19 protein-coding genes are annotated in these 20,032 nt (G+C 67.0%); 12 read left to right on the top strand and 7 right to left on the bottom strand.

What is annotated here, in order from left to right; translation table 11 throughout:
- Positions 1–163 precede the first annotated feature (163 nt).
- Positions 164–487 carry a PadR family transcriptional regulator gene (locus EYE40_RS08285; protein WP_130981506.1) on the top strand — a complete coding sequence of 108 codons (324 nt, stop codon included), beginning with the start codon at positions 164–166 and terminating at the stop codon, positions 485–487.
- On the top strand, positions 484–1,596 hold the full coding sequence (locus EYE40_RS08280) for a hypothetical protein (RefSeq protein ID WP_130981505.1): 1,113 nt from the start codon (positions 484–486) through the stop codon (positions 1,594–1,596). The genes EYE40_RS08285 and EYE40_RS08280 overlap by 4 nt, the downstream gene beginning before the upstream one ends.
- Before the next feature lie 3 nt (positions 1,597–1,599).
- Here EYE40_RS08280 and EYE40_RS08275 read toward each other — a convergent pair whose 3' ends face one another.
- The 5 genes from EYE40_RS08275 to xseA are packed head-to-tail and all read right to left on the bottom strand — an operon-like array spanning position 1,600 to position 5,761.
- Positions 1,600–3,003 (bottom strand): class II fumarate hydratase, encoded by a 1,404-nt coding sequence (locus EYE40_RS08275; RefSeq protein ID WP_130981504.1) that lies wholly within the window; start codon positions 3,001–3,003, stop codon positions 1,600–1,602.
- Positions 3,004–3,028: 25 nt separating this feature from the next.
- The gene (locus EYE40_RS08270; protein WP_130981503.1) at positions 3,029–3,649 is read right to left on the bottom strand and encodes a carbonic anhydrase; all 621 of its coding nucleotides are present in this window, start codon (positions 3,647–3,649) and stop codon (positions 3,029–3,031) included.
- Positions 3,646–4,284 (bottom strand): DUF4245 domain-containing protein, encoded by a 639-nt coding sequence (locus EYE40_RS08265; protein ID WP_204742228.1) that lies wholly within the window; start codon positions 4,282–4,284, stop codon positions 3,646–3,648. The genes EYE40_RS08270 and EYE40_RS08265 overlap by 4 nt, the downstream gene beginning before the upstream one ends.
- Positions 4,284–4,511 (bottom strand): exodeoxyribonuclease VII small subunit, encoded by a 228-nt coding sequence (locus EYE40_RS08260; protein ID WP_130981502.1) that lies wholly within the window; start codon positions 4,509–4,511, stop codon positions 4,284–4,286. Before EYE40_RS08260 ends, EYE40_RS08265 begins: the two co-directional genes overlap by 1 nt.
- Positions 4,512–4,540: 29 nt before the next feature.
- Entirely contained in the window at positions 4,541–5,761 is a 1,221-nt protein-coding gene (gene xseA / locus EYE40_RS08255; protein ID WP_130981501.1) for an exodeoxyribonuclease VII large subunit, read from the bottom strand.
- Between the two features lie 90 nt (positions 5,762–5,851).
- Here xseA and EYE40_RS08250 point away from each other — a divergent pair, with 90 nt between their 5' ends.
- From EYE40_RS08250 to EYE40_RS08235, 4 genes are read left to right on the top strand one after another with little or no spacing between them, the layout of a single operon-like run.
- Complete coding sequence (locus EYE40_RS08250) at positions 5,852–6,904, top strand: 4-hydroxy-3-methylbut-2-enyl diphosphate reductase (RefSeq protein WP_130982846.1); 1,053 nt, start codon at positions 5,852–5,854, stop codon at positions 6,902–6,904.
- Positions 6,901–7,422 (top strand): DUF6264 family protein, encoded by a 522-nt coding sequence (locus EYE40_RS08245; protein ID WP_130981500.1) that lies wholly within the window; start codon positions 6,901–6,903, stop codon positions 7,420–7,422. The genes EYE40_RS08250 and EYE40_RS08245 overlap by 4 nt, the downstream gene beginning before the upstream one ends.
- Complete coding sequence (locus EYE40_RS08240; RefSeq protein ID WP_130981499.1) at positions 7,419–8,636, top strand: sensor histidine kinase; 1,218 nt, start codon at positions 7,419–7,421, stop codon at positions 8,634–8,636. Before EYE40_RS08245 ends, EYE40_RS08240 begins: the two co-directional genes overlap by 4 nt.
- Positions 8,637–8,646: 10 nt before the next feature.
- Positions 8,647–9,762 carry a hypothetical protein gene (locus EYE40_RS08235; protein WP_130981498.1) on the top strand — a complete coding sequence of 372 codons (1,116 nt, stop codon included), beginning with the start codon at positions 8,647–8,649 and terminating at the stop codon, positions 9,760–9,762.
- A gap of 46 nt (positions 9,763–9,808) precedes the next feature.
- Here the strand turns inward: EYE40_RS08235 and fbaA are convergent, their stop codons facing one another.
- The gene (gene fbaA, locus EYE40_RS08230; RefSeq protein WP_130981497.1) at positions 9,809–10,831 is read right to left on the bottom strand and encodes a class II fructose-bisphosphate aldolase; all 1,023 of its coding nucleotides are present in this window, start codon (positions 10,829–10,831) and stop codon (positions 9,809–9,811) included.
- Between the two features lie 163 nt (positions 10,832–10,994).
- On the opposite strand from fbaA, the gene EYE40_RS08225 reads away from it, so the two are divergent.
- From EYE40_RS08225 to glpX, 5 genes are all read left to right on the top strand, one after another.
- On the top strand, positions 10,995–12,365 hold the full coding sequence (locus tag EYE40_RS08225) for an NAD(P)H-dependent oxidoreductase (protein ID WP_130981496.1): 1,371 nt from the start codon (positions 10,995–10,997) through the stop codon (positions 12,363–12,365).
- An 86-nt stretch (positions 12,366–12,451) separates the two neighbouring features.
- Positions 12,452–13,195, top strand: a complete 744-nt coding sequence (locus EYE40_RS08220; protein WP_130981495.1) for a FadR/GntR family transcriptional regulator — start codon at positions 12,452–12,454, stop codon at positions 13,193–13,195.
- A 61-nt stretch (positions 13,196–13,256) separates the two neighbouring features.
- Entirely contained in the window at positions 13,257–14,588 is a 1,332-nt protein-coding gene (locus tag EYE40_RS08215; protein WP_130981494.1) for an MFS transporter, read from the top strand.
- 62 nt (positions 14,589–14,650) lie between these two features.
- Positions 14,651–15,892, top strand: coding sequence for a four-carbon acid sugar kinase family protein (locus EYE40_RS08210; RefSeq protein ID WP_130981493.1), 1,242 nt, complete (start codon positions 14,651–14,653; stop codon positions 15,890–15,892).
- Positions 15,893–16,022: 130 nt separating this feature from the next.
- Positions 16,023–16,955 carry a class II fructose-bisphosphatase gene (glpX, locus tag EYE40_RS08205; RefSeq protein ID WP_130982845.1) on the top strand — a complete coding sequence of 311 codons (933 nt, stop codon included), beginning with the start codon at positions 16,023–16,025 and terminating at the stop codon, positions 16,953–16,955.
- 202 nt (positions 16,956–17,157) lie between these two features.
- On the opposite strand, the gene EYE40_RS08200 is transcribed toward glpX, so the two are convergent.
- Positions 17,158–18,450, bottom strand: a complete 1,293-nt coding sequence (locus EYE40_RS08200) for a DNA recombination protein RmuC (RefSeq protein ID WP_130981492.1) — start codon at positions 18,448–18,450, stop codon at positions 17,158–17,160.
- 43 nt (positions 18,451–18,493) lie between these two features.
- Between EYE40_RS08200 and EYE40_RS08195 the strand changes: the two genes are divergently transcribed.
- Positions 18,494–19,984 carry a CoA-acylating methylmalonate-semialdehyde dehydrogenase gene (locus tag EYE40_RS08195; protein WP_130981491.1) on the top strand — a complete coding sequence of 497 codons (1,491 nt, stop codon included), beginning with the start codon at positions 18,494–18,496 and terminating at the stop codon, positions 19,982–19,984.
- Positions 19,985–20,032 lie beyond the last annotated feature (48 nt).

Here is a 20,032-nt window from a genome sequence, read left to right as displayed (position 1 = left end):
CCCGCCGGAACCTGGTCCCGGCGGGCTCTTTCGCGCGCTCGCCCGGGCTGACGACGCTCGCCCGGGGTGTGTCCCGGGCGGGCGTCGCTGCACCGGGCGGGGCGCTCGGGCGCGGCGCGAGATTCTCTTGCTCCTCTATCTCTATATAGGTAGAGTTGCACGCATGGAACCTCTCTCCCGCATCACCCCGGCCACCATCGACGTGCTTTCCGTGCTCGACGCCTCTGGCGAGGCGGTGTGGGGGATGCTCGTGATCAAGTCGAGCGGACGCCCCGCCGGCAGCGTGTACCCGATCCTCGAGCGGCTTGAGAGGGCCGGCTGGGTGACGTCCACGTGGGAAGACAACCCGACCCGCGTCGGACCCCGCCGCCGATTCTACGAGCTGACCTCCGACGGAGCCGCCGCCGCAAAAACGGCGATAGGCGAGTTCGCGCGCAAGCAGGCGCGCCCGGGTACCATCGCCGCTGCAACGGCGGTCGTCGCGTGAGCGCCGTCGCGCGGCTTGCCGTCCGGGTGGCGGTGAGGATGCTCCCCAGCAGCATGCGGGACCGCTACCGCGAGCAGTGGGCGGCCGACCTGCGGGATGCAGCGGAAGCCGGCATCCGCCCGTCGGAAATCGCCATGGGCTCGCTGGCGTTCGCGGTCAGCGTGGACCGACCCGTGATCGAGACCCGGGCCGTGTCGACGGGCGCGACCCAGCGACGATCCCGCCTCGCGGCGGGGCTCGCTCTGAGCGCGGCCCTCCTCGGCCTCAGCCAGTACGCGAGCATTGTGACCTTCGGCGGGCTTGTGGGACACGGGGTCATAGACTTCGCGATGTTCATCGGTTCGGGCTTGCTCACCGTCTACACCGTGCTCGCCGTCCTGGCCTCGATCACTCTGAGCTTCACGAGGGGTGTGCCGGGTGCCGTGCGTCTCGCCGTGTGGCTTCTCGCGCTCGCCAGTGCTGCGCCGCTGGCCTACGCCACGATCGGCTCAGGTCTCGAGGATGTCGACAACCCCTACCTCACCCCGGCGACCGCGGCATACCTCGTGGCCGCCGTGCTCATCGCAGCAGCGGCCGTGCTGCTCGTTCGCGCGTTCGCAGTGCGCGAGGCGTCGACGGGACACCCGCGCAGCGTCGCACTGTTGGGCGGCGTCCTGGTTGCGGCTGCTGTGGCCGCTGGAGTACTCGGGGCCGTGCGGCACTGGTCGACACGAGCGCCCTATGTCGAGATGGAAGGCATTTCGGCCGAGGCCCGAGCCGAGTTGAGCGCGGCCATCATCAGGTATGACGGCGCGGTCGATGTGGTGTTCGTCGTGTGGGCAATCGTCGGTGCGGTGCTCGCGACTATGGTCGTGGCCTTCGGCTTCAAGGGAGGTGCGACGACGGGTGGCGTCGTCGTGATCACCGCAGCGGCGCTGTGTGCGGCGCTGCTCGCGAACGGCGCCATCCTCACCTTCCTGCAATTGCTCGTGCGTGACGTGGACGCCTCGCTCGTCGTTGCAGCCCTGCTGCTCGTGGCCCGCTATGGGATCATCGCCCTCTGCCTCATCGGCGTGGGCGGGATGCGGCTCGCCCCTCGCAAGCCCGTCGCGGAGCTCGTGGCCGCCTGAAACCTAGCCCGGGTGGGTCATCGAGAGCACGTCGAGCGACACGTCGAGCTGCTCGAGCGAGACCTCGCCGCGCTCCACGAATCCGAGCTCGATGACCGCCTCGCGCACCGTGATGCCGGCGGCGACGGCGTGCTTGGCGACCTTGGCGGCCGACTCGTATCCGATGAAGCGGTTGAGGGGAGTGACGATCGATGGCGAGGACTCGGCCTGCGCGCGAGCGCGGTCCAGATTCGCGGAGAGGCCGTCCACGGTCTTGTCGGCGAGGAGCACCGTCGAGTTCGAGAGCAGGCGGATCGACTCGAGCAGCGCGGTTCCCATGACGGGAATGGCGACGTTGAGCTCGAAGTTTCCGGTGGCGCCGGCCCACGCGATGGTCGCGTCGTTGCCGATGACGCGCGCGCCGACCATGATGACGGCCTCGGGGATCACCGGGTTGACCTTTCCCGGCATGATGGATGACCCGGGCTGCAGGTCGGGGATGTGCAGTTCACCGAGGCCGGTGTTCGGTCCCGAACCCATCCAGCGCAGGTCGTTGCAGATCTTCGTCAGGGATACGGCGATGACGCGCAGCGCGCCGGAGGCCTCAACGAGCGCGTCGCGCGCGCCCTGGGCCTCGAAGTGGTCGAGTGCCTCGGTGATCGGCAGGCCGCTGTCGGCGGAGAGCAGCGCGATGACCTTCTGCGGGAAGCCGGCCGGGGTGTTGATGCCGGTGCCGACGGCGGTGCCGCCGAGCGGGACCTCCGCGACGCGGGGGATGGTCGCCTGAACGCGCTCGATGCCGAGGCGCACCTGGCGGGCGTAGCCAGAGAACTCCTGGCCGAGGGTGACGGGGGTGGCATCCATGAGGTGGGTGCGGCCGGCCTTGACGGCGTCCTTCCACAGCTCGGCCTTGACGTCGAGTGCGGCAGCCAGGTGCGTGAGTGAGGGGATCAGGTCGCCGAGCAGGGCGCCCGTCACCGCAACGTGCACCGAGGTCGGAAAGACATCGTTCGACGACTGCGACGCGTTCACGTGGTCGTTGGGGTGCACGGGGGAGCCGAGGGCGGTCGTCGCGAGGTTGGAGAGCACCTCGTTCATGTTCATGTTCGAGGAGGTGCCCGAACCGGTCTGGTACGTGTCGACCGGGAACTGATCGTGATGAGCCCCGCCGATGAGCAGGTCGGCGGCGCCGGCAATGGCATCGGCAATGTCGGCATCGAGCACACCGAGCTCGGCGTTGACCTGGGCCGCGGCCTTCTTGATTCGCGCGAGAGCGACGATCTGTGCGGCCTCGAGGCCGGACCCCGAGATCGGGAAATTCTCGACAGCGCGCTGGGTCTGGGCGCTGTAGAGCGCGTCGATCGGAACGAGGACCTCGCCCATCGTGTCGTGCTCGGTGCGGAACTTCGGGTCACTGCTGGTGGTCACGACGATGGGGCCTTCCGGGTGGTGGTTAGAGATTTCCTACGTGGATGTCGGGTACCGCGCGCCCTTCGAGCAGCCGGTAGTTCGCACCCACGACAGCCAGCGTACCCGCGGCGATGGCGTCGCTGATCAGCTCGGACGACTCGATCAGTTCGGCGATCGTGTCGCGCAGGTGTTCGCGCCCGACCTCGTGAGAATCAATGGTTCCGGGATGCGCTGCCGAGACGCGTTTGACGGCGGGCGTGATCTTCGAGACCAGGTTCGCGATGTGGATCGGGAGTGTCGGGGCATTCGGGCTCTCGGCGTCAATCGCGGCGAGTACGGCACCACACTCGTCGTGACCGAGCACCACGATGAGCGGCACGTTCAGCACGGCGACGGCGTATTCGAGCGAGCCGATGACCGAGTCGCTGATGATCTGGCCGGCGTTGCGCACCACGAACAGGTCGCCGATGCCCTTGTCGAAGATGATCTCGGCGGAGAGGCGGGAGTCGCTGCAGCCGAACAGCGCTGCGTGCGGAGCCTGGCCCTTGGCGACCTGCTCGCGACGCTCGACGTCTTGTCGGGGATGCGCTGGCTCACCGGCCACGAAGCGGTCGTTGCCGCGCTGCATCTCCTGCCACGCCTTGGCGGGCGTGCGGCCGGTCATCGCTGTGCTCCCAGCGCGGTCGCCAGCGTGCGGAACTCGTTGGCATCGGCCGTACCGCGCAGCACGACGATCGACTCGTCGAGCTCGGCGCTCATGGCGTAGGCGTAGTTGCCGGCGTCGTCTGCCGTGCGGTTGTCGTAGACGGTCCAGGCGACATCGTCGAGCTGCTCGCCGCCGGTGCCCTCGAGCGCGGGGCGATCGGTGGGGGTCAGCTGGTTGCCGAGCCAGGTCGGGTTCGCCTCGACGCCCTGGTTGAGCGAGATGTACTGGTTGCTCGGAGTGATGAAGCCGACGGCCCAGGTCGTGACGCCGTCGGTGCCGGTCTCGAGCTCGGCCTTGTTCGCATACCAGCCCTGGGGCAGCTCGGGGCTGAGCAGCGGCTGGCCGGCCTGAGACTCGTACTGCTCGGCGAGGATGGTGTAGTCGACCGGTTCGCGGTCGGGCAGGTCGGGGCGCACCACAACGAGCACGAGCACGAGCATGACGGCGACGGATACGCCGAGCGACCAGGCCAGGTTGACCACGGTCTGGCTCGCGCGGTGTGTGCGGGAGGTCTCGGCCTTGCGCGCGGCCGTCTCCTCGGGGGTCTCGGGTCGGCCGAGATCGGCGACGACGCGGGGTTCTTTGGTGGCCATCAGTCGGCGGCCCTGGTGCGAGCAGCCTCGAGGCGCGCCTTCGCGCCGAGCAGCCATTCCTCGCAACGACCAGCGAGTGCCTCGCCGCGCTCCCAGAGTGCGAGCGACTGTTCGAGAGTGGATGACCCCTGCTCGAGCTCTGCGACCACACGCGCCAGCTCATCACGAGCCTGCTCGAAGCTGAGGTCGCTCACGTCGTTCGGGTTCTTCTTCTCCGCAGTAGCCACGGGGCGATTCTACCTTTCGGGGGTGGGGGTTACGTGTGTGGGGCGTCCACTGTGGAGGTGACGGTTCCGACGGCGAGGGTGAGGAGGAGACGGGTGCCGCCCGGCGCGTCTTCGGCGGATCGGAGAGCCGAGCCATCCGGAAGCTGCGCGATGGCGTAGCCCCGATCGAGGGTGCGCTGCGGGGAGAGGGCGCGCAGGTGGCCGCGTAGCTCGCCGACCTGGTTCAACGCGCGCTCGACAACACGTTCGAGTAGCTCGGTGCTGCGCGATACGTAGCGGCCCAGCTCTTCGGCGCGGGCGTCGATGAGGGACTGCGGGTTGGCGAGGGATGGACGCGAGCGCACCTGCTCGAGGCGGTCGATCTCGGTGCGCAACAGGCCGGTCAGCCGGGTCTGGATACGTCCGCGGGACTGTTGCACGAGGGCGAGTTCCTCCGCGACATCCGGCACCACACGCTTCGCGGCATCGGTCGGGGTGGAGGCGCGCAGGTCGGCGACGTCGTCGAGCAGCGGGCGGTCGGCCTCGTGGCCGATCGCCGAGATGAGCGGGGTCTCGCAGGCGGCGGCCGCTCGCACTAGCGTTTCGTCGCTGAAGACGAGCAGGTTCTGGAAGTCTCCGCCACCGCGGGCGACGATGATCACGTCGACCTCGGGGTCAGCATCGAGCGACCGGATGCCCGCGGTCACCTCGCTGACGGCACGGTCACCCTGCACCGCGGCGTACTCGATGCGGAACTGCACCGCGGGCCAGCGCAGCTGCGCGTTGCGCAGCACATCCTTCTCCGCGTCGGAATCGCGGCCCGTGACGAGCCCGATCATGTTCGGGAGGAAGGGCAGCGGCTTCTTGCGCGACGCGTCGAAGAGCCCCTCGGAGCGCAGCTGCACGCGCAGGCGCTCGAGTCGCTCGAGCAGGTCGCCGAGGCCGACGTGGCGCATCTCGAACACCTGCATGGTGAGGGTGCCGCCCTTGACCCAGTAGTTGGGTTTGACGAGCGCGATCACCCGGTCGCCCTGCTTGAGGTCGGCGGGAAGCTTGGCCTTGACCGACGACCAGACGGTGAATCCGACCGTCGCGTCGGCGTCGAGATCTTTCAGCTTGCCGTAGACATTGCCGCCGGACACGCCCCACTGGGTAATCTCGCCTTCGACCCAGACACTCCCGAGTCGGTCGATCCAGCCCTTGATCTTGGCGGAGAGCAGGCCTACTGGCCACGGAGCATCGACGGTGGAGGGGGCATCCTGAATCGTCATCGCGCCTCCTCCCAGTCTTGGAACTGTTCGCCACCGTAGAATTGGACAGTGAGCAATATCACTAACGGAAACGCCGCTGTGCATCTCGAGATGCCGCGCGTTCCTGCTCTGCGCAACAGGCTCCAGAATACCCCCGTCGCCGGGGCCAAGCGGGTCATCCTCGCCGCCCCTCGCGGGTACTGCGCGGGAGTCGACAGGGCGGTGATCGCCGTCGAGAAAGCTCTCGACCACTATGGCGCACCCGTCTACGTGCGCAAGCAGATTGTGCATAACATCCACGTCGTCTCCACTCTGGAGAAGAAGGGCGCGATCTTCGTCGACGACGTCGACGAGGTGCCCATCGGATCGCACATCGTGTTCAGCGCGCACGGCGTCTCGCCCGCCGTGGTGCAGGGCGCGGCCGACCGCGAGCTGCAGGCCATCGACGCGACCTGCCCCCTCGTCACTAAGGTGCACCGCGAGGCAGTGCGCTTCGCGAAGCAGGACAAGCACATCCTGCTCATTGGGCACACCGGCCACGAAGAGGTCGAGGGCACCATGGGCCACGCGCCCGACCAGACGACCCTCGTCACCAGCCCGGCCGACGTCCCGGGCCTCGTCGTCGCCGACCCCGACAACCTCGTCTGGCTCTCGCAGACCACGCTGAGCGTGGATGAGACCATGGAGACGGTGCGCCTGCTGCGCGAGCGATTCCCGAACCTGCAGGATCCCCCCAGCGACGACATCTGCTATGCCACCCAGAACCGCCAGGTCGCCATCAAGAAGGTGTCCGAGCAGGCGGAACTCGTGATCGTCGTCGGATCCGCCAACAGCTCCAACACCGTGCGTCTCGTGGACGTTGCGCTCGAGAACGGCGCCAAGGCGGCCTACCGCGTGGATTACGCGAGCGAAATCCAGCAGGAGTGGCTCGACGGTGTCGCAACGGTCGGCGTGACGAGCGGGGCATCCGTGCCCGAGGTGCTCGTGCAGGAAGTGCTCGACGACCTCGCCGACGCGGGCTTCGGCGACGTGAGTCAGGTCGTGACGGCCGAGGAGGACCTGATGTTCTCGCTGCCCAAGGAACTGCGCACCGACCCGTCCGGCAAGGCAGACGAACGCGGCCTCGGAGGCCGCACCCGCAAACTCGATTGGCAGCAGCAGTGACCGAAGAACGCCCCCGCCCGCAATACGGCGAGTACGCCTCACCCGAAGACCAGGCTCAGGCCATGGGCACGCCGCTCGAGCCCGTGCTGCCCCCGCCGGTCGCCGGCGAGCGCATCGAGTCGACGGTGGCCCCGGATTCCGTCATCCCGAAGCCACGCCCCTGGGACCGCATCGTCACGACCGCACTCATCGCGATCGGCACCTTCGCGGTTCTCACCTACTTCCCGACCTTCGCGACGATGGGAGAGACCTTCTCGCAGGCGTTCACGATCGCCGGCTATGGGGACTTCGAGTCCGAGTCACTCGCGAATTCGGTTGGCGCCGTGCTCAACGTCGTGATGTCCGTGTTTTTCATCGGCTCGGTCGTTCTCGCCATACGTGCCCTGCGCGCCGGACGCCGCGCGTTCTGGATCCCGCTGAGCGCCGGCATCGTGTTCGTGCTCATCGTCATCATCGCTACGGTTGTCGTCATGACCGGTGACCCCGCCTTCCAGGCCTACCTCGAAAAAATGCGGTGACCGCCGAGGCGGCGCGCATTGTTGTGCTGCCGCGCGAGCTCGCCTCCGGTGTCATCACCACGGCCGTCTCCCGCGCAGCGCTCGGTGTCGCAATCGCCTCGGTTCTCGTCGCCATCCCTCTGGTCATCGATGTCCTGATCGACCGTGGGGCGGCCGACGCCATCCCGTTCCCCGTCGGTTGCCTGGTCGCGATTCTTGCGCTTCTTGTGCTCATGGGCTGGCGGCCGACGACGTTCACCCGGCTGCTGTTCCTCGGGGCCGGCACTGTGCTGTCGTTCATGTACGCCCTATCCCTGGCTGAAGTGGATGACGCGCTCTACGCGGACGCCGGCTTTATGTTCAACCGGCCTCTTCTCGCTCTCGTTCTGGTCGGCGGTGGGCTGCGGCGCCCGCTCAGCGGATTCCTCTGGGGTGCCCTCGGTTTCTTCTGCGCCGCAGTGGTCACCGTGGCGACTCCTCTCTGGCTCGGTGTGCGGTTCGTACCGAGCTGGGCGACCATCATGTCGCTCGGGGTCGTCTCCGCGGCCTACCTCGCGATCGCGCTGATCCACGCGAGCCAGCAGCGAAACGTGCCCGACCTCGTCAAACTCGAACAGGACACTCGGCGCCTCGACCTCGAGAACCAGTTCGAGCAGCGTGCGGCCGCCATCGTGCACGACACGGTGCTCAGCGACCTGACGGTCGTGATGACCTCGTCGGGCGCGCTCGACGAACGTGCTCGCGATCGGCTGCGTGCCGACGTCGCCACCCTTGGCGACACGACCTGGTTGCGCGAATCCGCCCCCGCCGCCGCCATCGAGTCCGCGGATGCGGGACTGCGCAACGGCCTGATCTCGCTCGTGTCGCTGTACCAGTGGCGCGGACTTACCGTCGACGTGGCCGACGACAGCGATCACGTTGTGTTGTTCTCGCCCGCGACCTCCTCGACCGCGGGCGCCGCGCTCGCCGCGTGCCTCGACAATGTGCTCAACCACTCGGGGGTGTCCACCGCCGAGGTGGTGCTCGGATCCACCCCCGAGGAGGTCACCATCATGGTGATCGACGATGGGGTGGGGTTCGACCCGAAATCCATCTCCGGAGATCGACTGGGTATCCGCACCTCGATCGTGCAGCGCATCGAATCGCTGGGCGGCTCGGTGCGCATCTTCTCGCGCCCCGGGCACGGCACGTCGGTGCTCATGTCCATTCCGAATCGGCCCGGTCCCGATGCTTGAGTCGTGGCGGGTGAGCCCACAACAGACCGATCCGCTCAGCTGGTTCACGAAGCCGCTGATCCCTACGGTTCTCACGTCGACGCTCCTCGTCTACGGTGCTGTGGCAATCGTTCTGACCTGGAACCTGCTCGCGAACCCCCTTCTCGAGATGCTGGCCCTCGCCCTTCAGGTTCTCGCCTGCGTGCTCGTGCAGCGGGCAACCCGACCGCTGCGCACGCCGTTCGGTCTGCGGCAGGCCGTGCTCCCGTTGTTGCTCACCCTGGTCTCGGTTCTCGTCTCGGCCGTGGGAAACCACGACTCGATACTGCTGGTCCAGCACTGGTGGGTGCCCGTGGGCGTCGGACTTGTGCTCGGGAGCATGTCGCCCTACTCGAGCGTGCGGCAGCTGATCGGATACGGGGCGATCTTCACCGCCGCCGCGACGATGGGCGCCTGGTACGGATTCATCGCTTCGGCGCGGGTGTGGCCGCCGCTGAGCGCCATGCTCATCGCCGCGAGTGGCGTGGTGATCGCCACGGCGGCATGCGCCATCTTCAGCGGAGTGATCGTCAAGAGTACGCAGTCTCTGCTCACGGGCGCGGGCACACCGCAACCGGTCACCGAGGCCGCCAATGAGGAAGCCGCAAGACAGGTCGAGCGCCGCACTCTCGCGCGGCTCGGTACCCGGGTCGCCCCCTTCCTGCGCGACGTTGCCGACCGCGGCACCGTCACCGAGGAGGATCGCGCTCTCGCCGGACAGCTCGCGCGGCAGCTGCGCGCCGATCTCGTCAGCCAGGCCAACCGCAGCTGGCTCGACTCGCTCGCGCTCTACGGGCCGATCTACGTGGTCGACCCCGACCATCGCGCCGACGCCATGAACACCGTGCAGCGCGCGGCCCTGCGAGGCCTCCTGCTCGCCGTCATGAAGAACCCCGCTACCCGCGACGGCTCGCTGTTCATCGAGTTGCGCAGCCAGGACGACGGCGGCACCGCGGTGGCGCTCAGTCTCGACCTCGACCTGCCGGAAGGTCGGCGCACCATGATGCTCGCCCCCTACTACCTGACGCTGCAGACCGCGGTGCAGGAACTCAGCTGGGATCCGGCGCGCGAGCTGCTCAAGTTCCAGTTCCCGGCGCAGCGCCCTTAACGACAAAACGCCGCCCCCGAGGGGACGGCGTTTCACAGGGTCGTGCCTAGATCTTGTGTCCGGCCGATCCGAGCTGCTTGGTCGACTCGACGACGCGGAGGGCGAGAGCCGACTCGGCCGTCTTGCCCCAGGCGCGCGGGTCGTAGACCTTCTTGTTGCCGACTTCGCCGTCGATCTTGAGGAAGCCGTCGTAGTTCTTGAGCACCGTGTCGGCGATCGAGCGGCTGTAGGCGTACTGGGTGTCGGTGTCGATGTTCATCTTGACGACACCGTTGGCGACGGCCTCGGCGATCTCGCCATCGGTCGATCCCGATCCTCCGTGGAAGACCAGGTCGAGAGGGAGGGCGTCCTTGCCGTACTTGGCTGCGAGGCCGTCCTGGATCTCCTTGAGCAGCGCGGGGCGCAGCTTGACCCCACCGGGCTTGTACACGCCGTGCACGTTGCCGAAGGTGAGGGCCGCCATGTAGCGGCCCTGCTCACCGAAGCCGAGGGCCTCGACCGTGGCGATGGCGTCATCCAGAGTCGTGTAGAGGTGCTCACCGATCTCCTCGGTGACACCGTCTTCTTCGCCGCCGACGACGCCGATCTCGACCTCGAGGATCGAGCTGATCGCTTTCATGCGGGGGAGGATCTGCTGCGCGATCTCGAGGTTCTCGGCGAGCGGCACGGCCGAGCCGTCCCACATGTGCGACTGGAAGATCGGGTTGCGACCGGCCTTGACCTCGTCTTCTGACGCGGCGATGAGCGGCAGCAGAAAGTCGTCGAGGGCGTTCTTGGGGCAGTGATCGGTGTGCAGGGCGACGGTGACCGGGTAATTCTTGGCGACCTCGGTGACGAACGCCGCGAAGGCGAGAGCTCCGGATGCCCGTGCCTTCACGCTCTGGCCGGCGAAGTAGTCCGCGCCTCCGGTCGTGACCTGGATGATGCCGTCGGAGCCGGCGTCGCTCAGTCCCTGCAGGATGCCGTTGATGGTCGAGGAGGACGAGGCGTTGATGGCGGGGAAGGCGAATCCGGTGGACTTGGCCTTGTCGAGCATCTCGGCGTACTGGTCTGGGGTTGCGACGGGCATTGCGGTTCTCCTTGTGGCATCTGGGTGACGGGGAAAGTCTAGCCAGCGTGTTGTGGCACCACTTGACAAAGTCAGAGTAGATGGTAAAACTATTCACAAGTAGATGGTCTGACCATCCTATTTTTCACTACTGGCTGTGAAGGCCTACAAAGGAGTAGTTCGCATGAACCTGTTCTCGCTGCTGGAAAAGCGCACCGCAGAGGCCGGCCCCATCCGCGTCGGGGTCATCGGCGCCGGCAAGTTCGCCTCGATGTTCCTCACACAGGCACTCGGCTCAAAAGGCATTCACGTTGTGGGTGTCGCCGACATCAACCTCCCCAAGGCCCGCGAGGCCATGCACCGCACCGGCTGGCCGCAGGAGCGGTACGCGGCAGCCTCATTCGAGGACGCCCTTCGCAACGGCAGCACCTACCTCACCGAGAGCTCGGATAAGCTCATCGAGCTCGACGAGATCGAGGTGATCCTCGAGATCACCGGAAACCCGCTCATCGGCACGTACCACGCGGTCAAGGCGATCGACCACGGCAAGCACGTCATCATGGTCAACGTCGAGGCCGATTGCATGGTCGGACCGCTGCTGCAGCGTCGTGCCCAGGCCGCCGGCGTCATCTACGCCATGGCGTACGGCGACCAACCCGCCCTCATCTGCGAGCTCGTCGACTGGTGCCGCACCGTCGGCTTCGACGTCGTCGCCGCGGGCAAGGGCACGAAGTACCTGCCCGAGTACAACTACTCCACCCCTGACACCGTCTGGGACTACTACGGCTTCACCGAGGAGCAGCTCGCCTCGGGTGACTACAACCCGAAGATGTTCAACTCCTTCCTCGACGGCACCAAGTCCGCGATCGAGATGGCTGCCGTCGCCAACGGCACCGGCCTCACCCCGCAGGACGAGGGACTCAACTTCACGCCCGTCGGTGTGGATGACCTTCCGCAGATGCTCAAGGAGAAGTCGAAGGGCGGCACGCTCTCGCGTCGCGGCACCGTCGAGCTCATCTCGAGCCTCAACCGTGACGGCTCGCAGGTCGAGCGCGACCTGCGCTGGGGTGTCTATGTGACCTTCGAGGCCACCACCGACTACGCCGTGCAGTGCTTCGCCGAGTACGGCGTGCAGACCGACGACTCCGGTCGCTATGGCTCGCTGTACCGTCCGTACCACATGATCGGACTCGAGCTGAATGTCTCGATCGCGGCCGCTGTGCTGCGGGGCGAGGCCACCGGAACGCCGACCGGCTTCCGCGGAGACGTCGTCACGACGTCCAAGAAGGACCTCAAGGCAGGCGACACTCTCGACGGTGAGGGCGGCTACACGGTGTTCGGCAAGCTCGCACCCGCGTCCATGTCGCTCGAGCGCGAGGCACTGCCGCTCGGACTCGCGCACGGCGCCAAGCTGATCCGCGATGTGCCCAAGGACACCACGGTGTCCTGGAACGACGTGGAGCTCGACGAGAGCCAGCTCGCGGTCAAGTTCCGCCGCGAGCTCGAAGCAGAGTTCCGTGCCGAGCACAACGCCGAAGCCACTTCAGCGGCCTGATCCTTCCCGAGACACGAGGGAACCTAGGATGAACGGTGCAGGGGCAGATTGCCTGAGTTCGGTTTCGGCCAAGGGGTGCATGCACGGTGACGACCGCAGAGGGATGGGAACCCGTCCAGAGACTTCGCACGTACGAGCAGGTCATGTCGCAGATCGAGGAACGCATCCTCGATGGGCGGCTGAAGGCGGGCGATCACCTGCCGAGCGAGAGGGATCTCGCCCAGCTGCTCGGTGTGTCCCGGCCCTCGCTGCGGGAATCGCTGCGGGTGCTCGAAGCGCTCGGCGTGGTGGACATTCGCCGAGGCGGAGGAGCGGACGGCGGAGCGATGCTCGTCGGCACCCCCGGACCCGGGTTTGTGAACCTTCTCAAGCTCCAGCTTGCGCTGGGTCACTTCAGCGCGACCGACGTGCTCGAGACCCGCGTGGCGCTCGAGACCTGGTCCTGTTCGGAGGCCGCCTATAGGTCAACCGACGCCGACCACGCTGAGCTCGCGGAAATCCTCGACCTGATGGATGACCCGCTCATCGAAACCAAGGAGTTCAACCGCCTCGACACCGCCTTCCACGTTCGGATCGCGGAATCGACGGGGAACGCCCTCACCTCACACCTCATGGGATCCCTTCGAACGGCCATCAACCGCCAGATGATCGAAGCGTATGAGGGGCTCGCGGACTGGCGTGCAACAGCACAGGTCGTCAGGCACGAGCACCGCACCATCCTGGAATCCATCAAAAAACGAGACGCGACCGAAGCAGCCCGCTTCGTCAGTCTCCACATTCACGACTTCTACAAAACAGGCAACGTCGGCGGGACCTACCCCACCGGATAACCCCGGCATCTACCGGAGGTCATCCGGAGTCCCCCGCGGATTATCAAAGGAGATAGACCAGATGACCACCACCACACCCGCTTCGGCGGCAACGAGGGCCAAGGACGGCTCTCCCGACAAGCTGAAGACAGCGATCGGCAGTGCCGTCGGCACCACGATCGAGAACTACGACTTCCTCGCCTACGGCACGGCAGCGGCGCTCTACTTCGGTGACGCGTTCTTCAACGCCGAGGACCCGGTCGTCGGCGTGCTGCTCGGCTTCCTGACCTTCGGTATCGGCTTCGCGATGCGCCCGCTCGGCGGCATCATCGGCGGCTACCTCGGCGACAAGTACGGCCGCAAGCCGGTACTCGTCGGCGCGCTGCTCATCATGGGCTTCGCGACGGTACTCATCGGCTTCCTGCCGACCTACGCGCAGATCGGTGTCTGGGCGCCCATCCTGCTCACGCTGATCCGCGTCATTCAGGGCCTCGCCTTCGGTGCCGAGTGGGGTGGCGCCATCCTGATGACGTTCGAGCACGCACCGTGGAAGAAGCGCGGCAAGTACACGGGTATCCCGCAGGCCGGCGTTCCGCTGGGACTGCTGCTGGCGAACATCGTGTTCCTGTTCTCGGTCGGTCTCGACAACGAGCTGGCCTGGCGCCTTCCGTTCCTGCTGAGTGCCGTGCTCATCGTCGCGGGTCTCATCATCCGCCTGAAGGTCAGCGAGTCGCCCGAGTTCGAAGAGGCCAAGGCCGCCGGCGAGCTCGAGAAGAACCCGATCCTCTCGGTGATCAAGAGCGACTGGCGCAACGTGCTCCGCGCGATCGGCCTGCGTCTTGCCGAGTCCGGTGGTTTCTACGTGATTGTCACCTACCTGCTGTCGTACATCTCGGGCGGCGACGAACCCATTGCCGACCGCTCGGTAGCCCTCACAGGCCTCGTGATCGCCGCGACCCTCGGTGTCGCTGCGACCATCCTGTTCGGTCACCTCGGTGACAAGGTCGGTCGCAAACCGGTCTACATCATCGGTACCTCCGCCCTGATCCTGTTCGGCTTCCCGCTGTTCGGGCTGGTCAACACCGGCAGCGCCGTGCTCATCGTGATCGCCTACATCATCGGCCTCACGCTCATCCACGACTCGCTGGCCGGCACGCAGGGCGCGTGGTTCTCCGAGCTGTTCCCGACCGCGACCCGCAACTCGGGTGCGTCGCTCGGCTACCAGTTCTCGGCTGCCATCTCCGGCTTCATCCCGCTGATCGCGACAGCCGTCGCCATCCCGCTCGGCTGGGGCGGTGTCGCACTGGTCTACATGGGCTGTGGTGCGATCGGCCTCATCGCCGCGCTTCTCACCCGCGAGACCTGGGGCAAGAAGCAGCGCGCCGAGGTCGACGCGATCATCGCCGGCAAGTAGTTCACCCCGTACCGGGGGCGGCTTCGGTCGCCCCCGGTATCCAAAATCTAGAGGAACCCGCCATGAAGACGATTGTTCTGGATGACGACCCCACGGGCACGCAGTCCGCGAGTGGAGTCATCGTGCTGCTGGAGAGCAGCGCGACCCTCATCGCCGAAGCGCTCACCGAGGCCGACAGCGTCTACCTGCTCACCAACTCGCGGGCGATCCCCGAGCACGAGGCAATCGCGCTGATGCGCTCGATCCGCGCCGACGCCGAGGAGGCCGCTGGGGCTATCGGCGAACCCATCCAGTTCGTGCTGCGCGGCGACTCCACCCTGCGCGGCCACGTCTTCACCGAGACCCTCGTCTTCGCCGACGAGGAGTCGATCATCCTCTTCGTTCCCGCATTCCCCGACGGCGGGCGCACCACCGAGGGCGGGGTGCACTACGTGCGCCAGGGCTCCGAGCGCGTGGCCGCCCACCTTACCGAGTTCGCCGACGACCCGGTGTTCCCGTTCTCCACGGCCGTGCTCGTCGACTACGTGCTCGAGAAGTCGGGCCGCAAGGCCTCCTCGATGCCGATCGAATGCGTGCGCGCCGGGGGAGTGGAAGACGTGCTCGTCGCCGCCCTGCCCGGCACCGTCGTTGTACCCGACGCCGTCACCAACGACGACGTGCGCCTGATCGCCCGCGGCGTTGAGGCGGCACGGGCCCGCGGTGCGAACATCGTCGTGCGCTCGGCCTCGCCGCTCGCCGCCGCGCTTGCCGGTGTCGAGAGCACGGGACTGCTGTCCGTGCCACTGGTGCCGACCCCGGTTCCGACCCTGCTCGTCTGCGGCTCGCACACGGCGGGAGCAACGGCGCAGCTCGAACTCGTTGCCGCACAGTACGGGGCGGCCACGGTCATCCCGACCGCTGATGCCTTTGAGAACCCGGCTGCGACCGGACTCGCCATCGCTGAAACCGCAGCGCGGGATGTCGCGGCGCGCGGCCTCGCCGTCGTCACGACCGAGCGCGAGCGTTCCCTCGAGCACAACACCCTCGACCACGGCCGCCTCGTGATGGAGGCACTCACGTCGTCGGTTCGGGCGCTGCTGCCCTCCGTCGAGATCGTCGTCTCCAAGGGCGGCATCACGTCGGCCGACGTCGCCCGCATCGGCATCGGGGCGAAGCGCGCCGAGGTGCTCGGACAGGTCATCGCCGGGGTCTCCGTCTGGAGGCTGCGGGCCATCGATGGCCGCGACCGGCTCTACGTGGTGGTGCCCGGCAACGTGGGAGAGCCCGATGCCCTCGTCACAGTCCTTGCCGCGCTGGGCCGGTGAACTACAGTTGTAGAGCGTCGGTTTCCCCCGAAACCCCCACCACGGCGCAACAGAATCCCTGAATCCAAAGGACACCGTGGTGAACCCTGAAACCGGCACTCTCTACCTGCACCCCGATCGCAACCTCGGCATGGAGCTCGTGCGGGCGACCGAGGCTGCAGCCATTCGCGCGCAGCCGTTCATCGGGCGCGGCGACAAGCTCGCCGCCGACGGCGCGGCAGTGGATGCCATGCGCAAGTTCCTCGGAACCGTCAACTTCGACGGCGTCGTCGTCATCGGCGAGGGCGAGAAGGACAAGGCGCCGATGCTCTTCAACGGCGAGCACGTCGGCAACGGCAACGGACCAGCAGCCGACATCGCCGTCGACCCCATCGACGGCACCTCGCTCACCGCGGCCGGACGCCAGAACGCCCTCAGCATGATCGCCGTCGCCGATCGCGGTTCGATGCTCGACGCGTCGTCCGTCTTCTACATGGACAAGATCGTCACCGGAGCCGAAGGCATCGGGGTCATCGACATCCGCCAGCCCATCGACGTCAACATCGCGGCCCTAGCGAAGGCGAAGGACAAGCCGATCGGCGAGATCGTCGTCGCCGTGCTCGACCGCCCGCGGCACGTCGGACTCATTGAAGAGATCCACGCCGCCGGTGCCAAGACCCGCCTGATGCTCGACGGCGATGTCGCCGGAGGCATCAACGCGGCCATGTACGGTTCGCGCATCGACATGTGCGTCGGAACAGGCGGCAGCCCCGAAGGAGTCGCGACGGCCTGTGCCATCAAGGCACTCGGTGGGTTCATCCAGGGCCGTCTGCATCCGAAGACCGATGAGGAGAGACAGAAGGGTCTCGACGCCGGCCTGATCTTCGACCACGTCTACGAGGCGAGTGACCTCGTACGCAGCGACAACACCTACTTCGTCGCCACCGGCGTGACCGATGGCGAGCTCGTGAGCGGCGTGCGTCGACTCGGGCCGATCATCCGCACCGAGAGCATCGTGCTGCGCGGTCGCTCCGGCACCATACGTCGCGTCGCTGCCGACCACGTCGCCGAACTCTGGGCCTAGGGCCCATCCGCGCCGGTTCGGGGCGGCAGGGCATCCGCGCGGGTTTCTGCTAACCGCGCGGAGTTGCGCCGGGGCGCGCGGTTGGCAAAACGCCGCGTTGTTTGCGAAGGTGTGACCAACCCGCCATTTGTTGGTGATCGGGCCGTTCGAACGGCATCCTGGCCAACAAACGACCAGATGGTTGGGGTGTCTCCCTGGCGAGCTAAGCGCTGCGCTCCTCGGGCAGCTCGAGCTCGACGGCGGTCAGCTGCTTCGCGCTCGACTCGATGAGCGTCGCCTCGCCCAGCACCTTCGACTCGTCGAGGGCGTTCAGCTTGCGGGCGGTGACCAGCACACGCGTCTCGAGCGAGTTGGCGAACTGGTTATAGCTCGACACCGTCGAGTCGATCGAGCGGCGCAGTTTATCCGCGTGCTCGGAGAGCGTTGAGAGCCGTGAGTACAGGTCTTTGCTGAGGTCGAAGAGCTGTTTCGCGTCTTCGGTCAGAACGTCTTGCTGCCAGGAGAAGGCGACGGTCTTGAGCACCGACCAGAGCGTGACCGGCGAGGCCAGCGCCACGCGCTTCGAGAACGCGTAGTCCATGATGCCGGGGTCGGCTTCCATGGCGGATGCAACGAGCGACTCGCTCGGGATGAACGCGATCACCAGCTCGGGTGACGCCTCGAGCCCCGCCCAGTACGCCTTGCTGGCGAGCGCATCGATGTGCGCCCTCACGGCGCGGACGTGCTGTTTCAGGAACGCCTCACGCCGCGCACCCTCCTCGCCCGTTGCCGTGACCGCGATCGCGCTGGCTTCGAGGTAGGCCGCGAACGGCACCTTCGCGTCGACGGCGATGTTCTTGCCGCCCGGGAGATGAATGACCATGTCTGGACGCCCGGCACCCGCGTCGGAATGGATGGACGACTGCACCGAGAAGTCGACCCGCTCGATGAGCCCGGCGGCCTGCACGACATTGCGCAGCTGGGTCTCGCCCCACACGCCGCGCGTGCTGTTGTTACGCAGCGCCGAGGCGAGGGATTCCGCGGTACTGCGCAGGCGCTCCTCGCTCTCGGTGGCGCTGCGCAGCTGCTGCGAGATCTCGCCGTGCTGCACCGCGCGCTGGGCCTCGAGGTCGGTCACCTTCTGCTGCATGGTGCGCAGCGTCTCCTGCACGGGGGTGAGTGCCTGCAGCACCTTGCTCTCAGCCCGCTCACGCTCGGTCACGGCGAGCTGCTCCGACCTGCTGCGCTCGGCGAACTCGCTGTACTGCTGCTGCTGGATGCCGATCTGCTCGCGCAGGCCGGCGGCCGTGGCCTGCAGCGCGGCCAGCTCGGCCGAGAGCTGCGAGCGGTGCGATGACTCCTCGGAGCGGATCTCCGCGACGACCGCTGCATGGCGTGCCTCGAGCAACGCGGGGTCGGCTGCGGCACGTCTCGTGCGGGCCAGCAGGAGGCCGATGAAGCCGCCGAGGATCACACCGACGAGCAGTCCGAGAAGCAGGGCGACAATGGGGTCCATGGCTCCAGTGTGACAGTGGCCCCGGACAATCTAGGCTGGCCCCATGGATATCCTCGACCACTGGCTTAATGGCGCTCCGTTTGCGGGCGAATCGACCCGAACGGCACCCGTCTACAACCCCGCGCGCGGCGTTGTGCAGCGCGAGGTGCGCCTCGCCACCACGGGCGACGTCGACTCCGCGGTCCAGGCCGCGAAGGCCGCGTTCCCCGAGTGGGCCGGAGCCAGCTGGAACAAGCGCCAGGGCGTGCTGTTCACCTTCCGCGAGCTGCTGAACGCCCGCAAGGAGGAGGTCGCCGCGATCCTCACCAACGAGCACGGCAAGGTCACGTCCGATGCGCTCGGTGAGGTGGCGAGAGGCCTCGAGGTCGTCGAGTTCGCGACCGGCATCCCGCACCTGGCAAAGGGCGAGTACAGCGAGAACGTGTCGACCGGCGTCGACGTCTATTCGATCAACCAGCCGCTCGGCGTGGTCGGCATCATCAGCCCCTTCAACTTCCCGGCCATGGTTCCGCTGTGGTTCTTCCCGATCGCGATCGCGGCGGGCAATACCGTGGTGCTGAAGCCGAGCGAGAAGGACCCGAGCGCCGCCATCTGGATGGCCAAGCTGCTCAAGGAGGCAGGCCTGCCCGACGGCGTCTTCAACGTCGTGCACGGCGACAAGGAGTCGGTGGACGCCCTGCTCGAGCACCCCGACGTCGCCTCAATCTCGTTCGTGGGATCCACGCCGATCGCGAAGTACATCTACGAGACTGCATCGAAGAACGGCAAGCGCGTCCAGGCGCTCGGCGGAGCGAAGAACCACATGCTCGTGCTGCCCGACGCCGACCTCGACCTGGTCGCGGATTCGGCCGTCAACGCCGGGTTCGGATCCGCGGGCGAGCGCTGCATGGCCATCTCGGTCATCGTGGCCGTCGAACCGGTGGCCGACGAGCTGATCGCCAAGATCAAGTCGCGCATTGAGGGTCTCACCGTCGGCGACGGAACCCGCGGCTGCGACATGGGGCCGCTGATCACGAAGGAGCACCGTGACAAGGTCGCCGGTTTCATCGACGTCGCCCTCGCGGACGGCGCCGACGTTGTGGTCGACGGTCGCGGCATCGAGGTCGACGGCGAGTCCGACGGCTTCTGGCTGGGCCCGACGCTGATCGACAAGGTCGCGACGACGAGCGACGTCTACCAGCACGAGATCTTCGGGCCGGTGCTCAGTGTCGTGCGCGTCGAGACCTACGATGACGGCCTCGAACTCATCAACTCCAGCCAGTACGGCAACGGCACGGCGATCTTCACCAACGACGGGGGAGCGGCCCGCCGCTTCCAGCGCGAGGTCCAGGTGGGCATGGTCGGCATCAACGTGCCGATCCCCGTGCCCGTCGGCTACTACTCGTTCGGCGGCTGGAAGGACTCGCTGTTCGGCGACACCAAGGCTTACGGTCCCGACGCGATCCGCTTCTTCACGCGCCAGAAGGCGATCACCTCGCGTTGGCTCGATCCGTCGCACGGCGGCATCAACCTCGGGTTCCCGCAGAACGGCTAGCGCTTCTCAATCGCGGCGTGCTAACTTGTGTCAACCAGTTGATACAAG

It is taken from the genome of Glaciihabitans arcticus (assembly GCF_004310685.1).
Taxonomy (GTDB): domain Bacteria; phylum Actinomycetota; class Actinomycetes; order Actinomycetales; family Microbacteriaceae; genus Conyzicola; species Conyzicola arctica.
The sequence above is the reverse complement of the archived record's forward strand: the minus strand, read 5'-3'. Positions and strand labels throughout refer to the sequence as shown.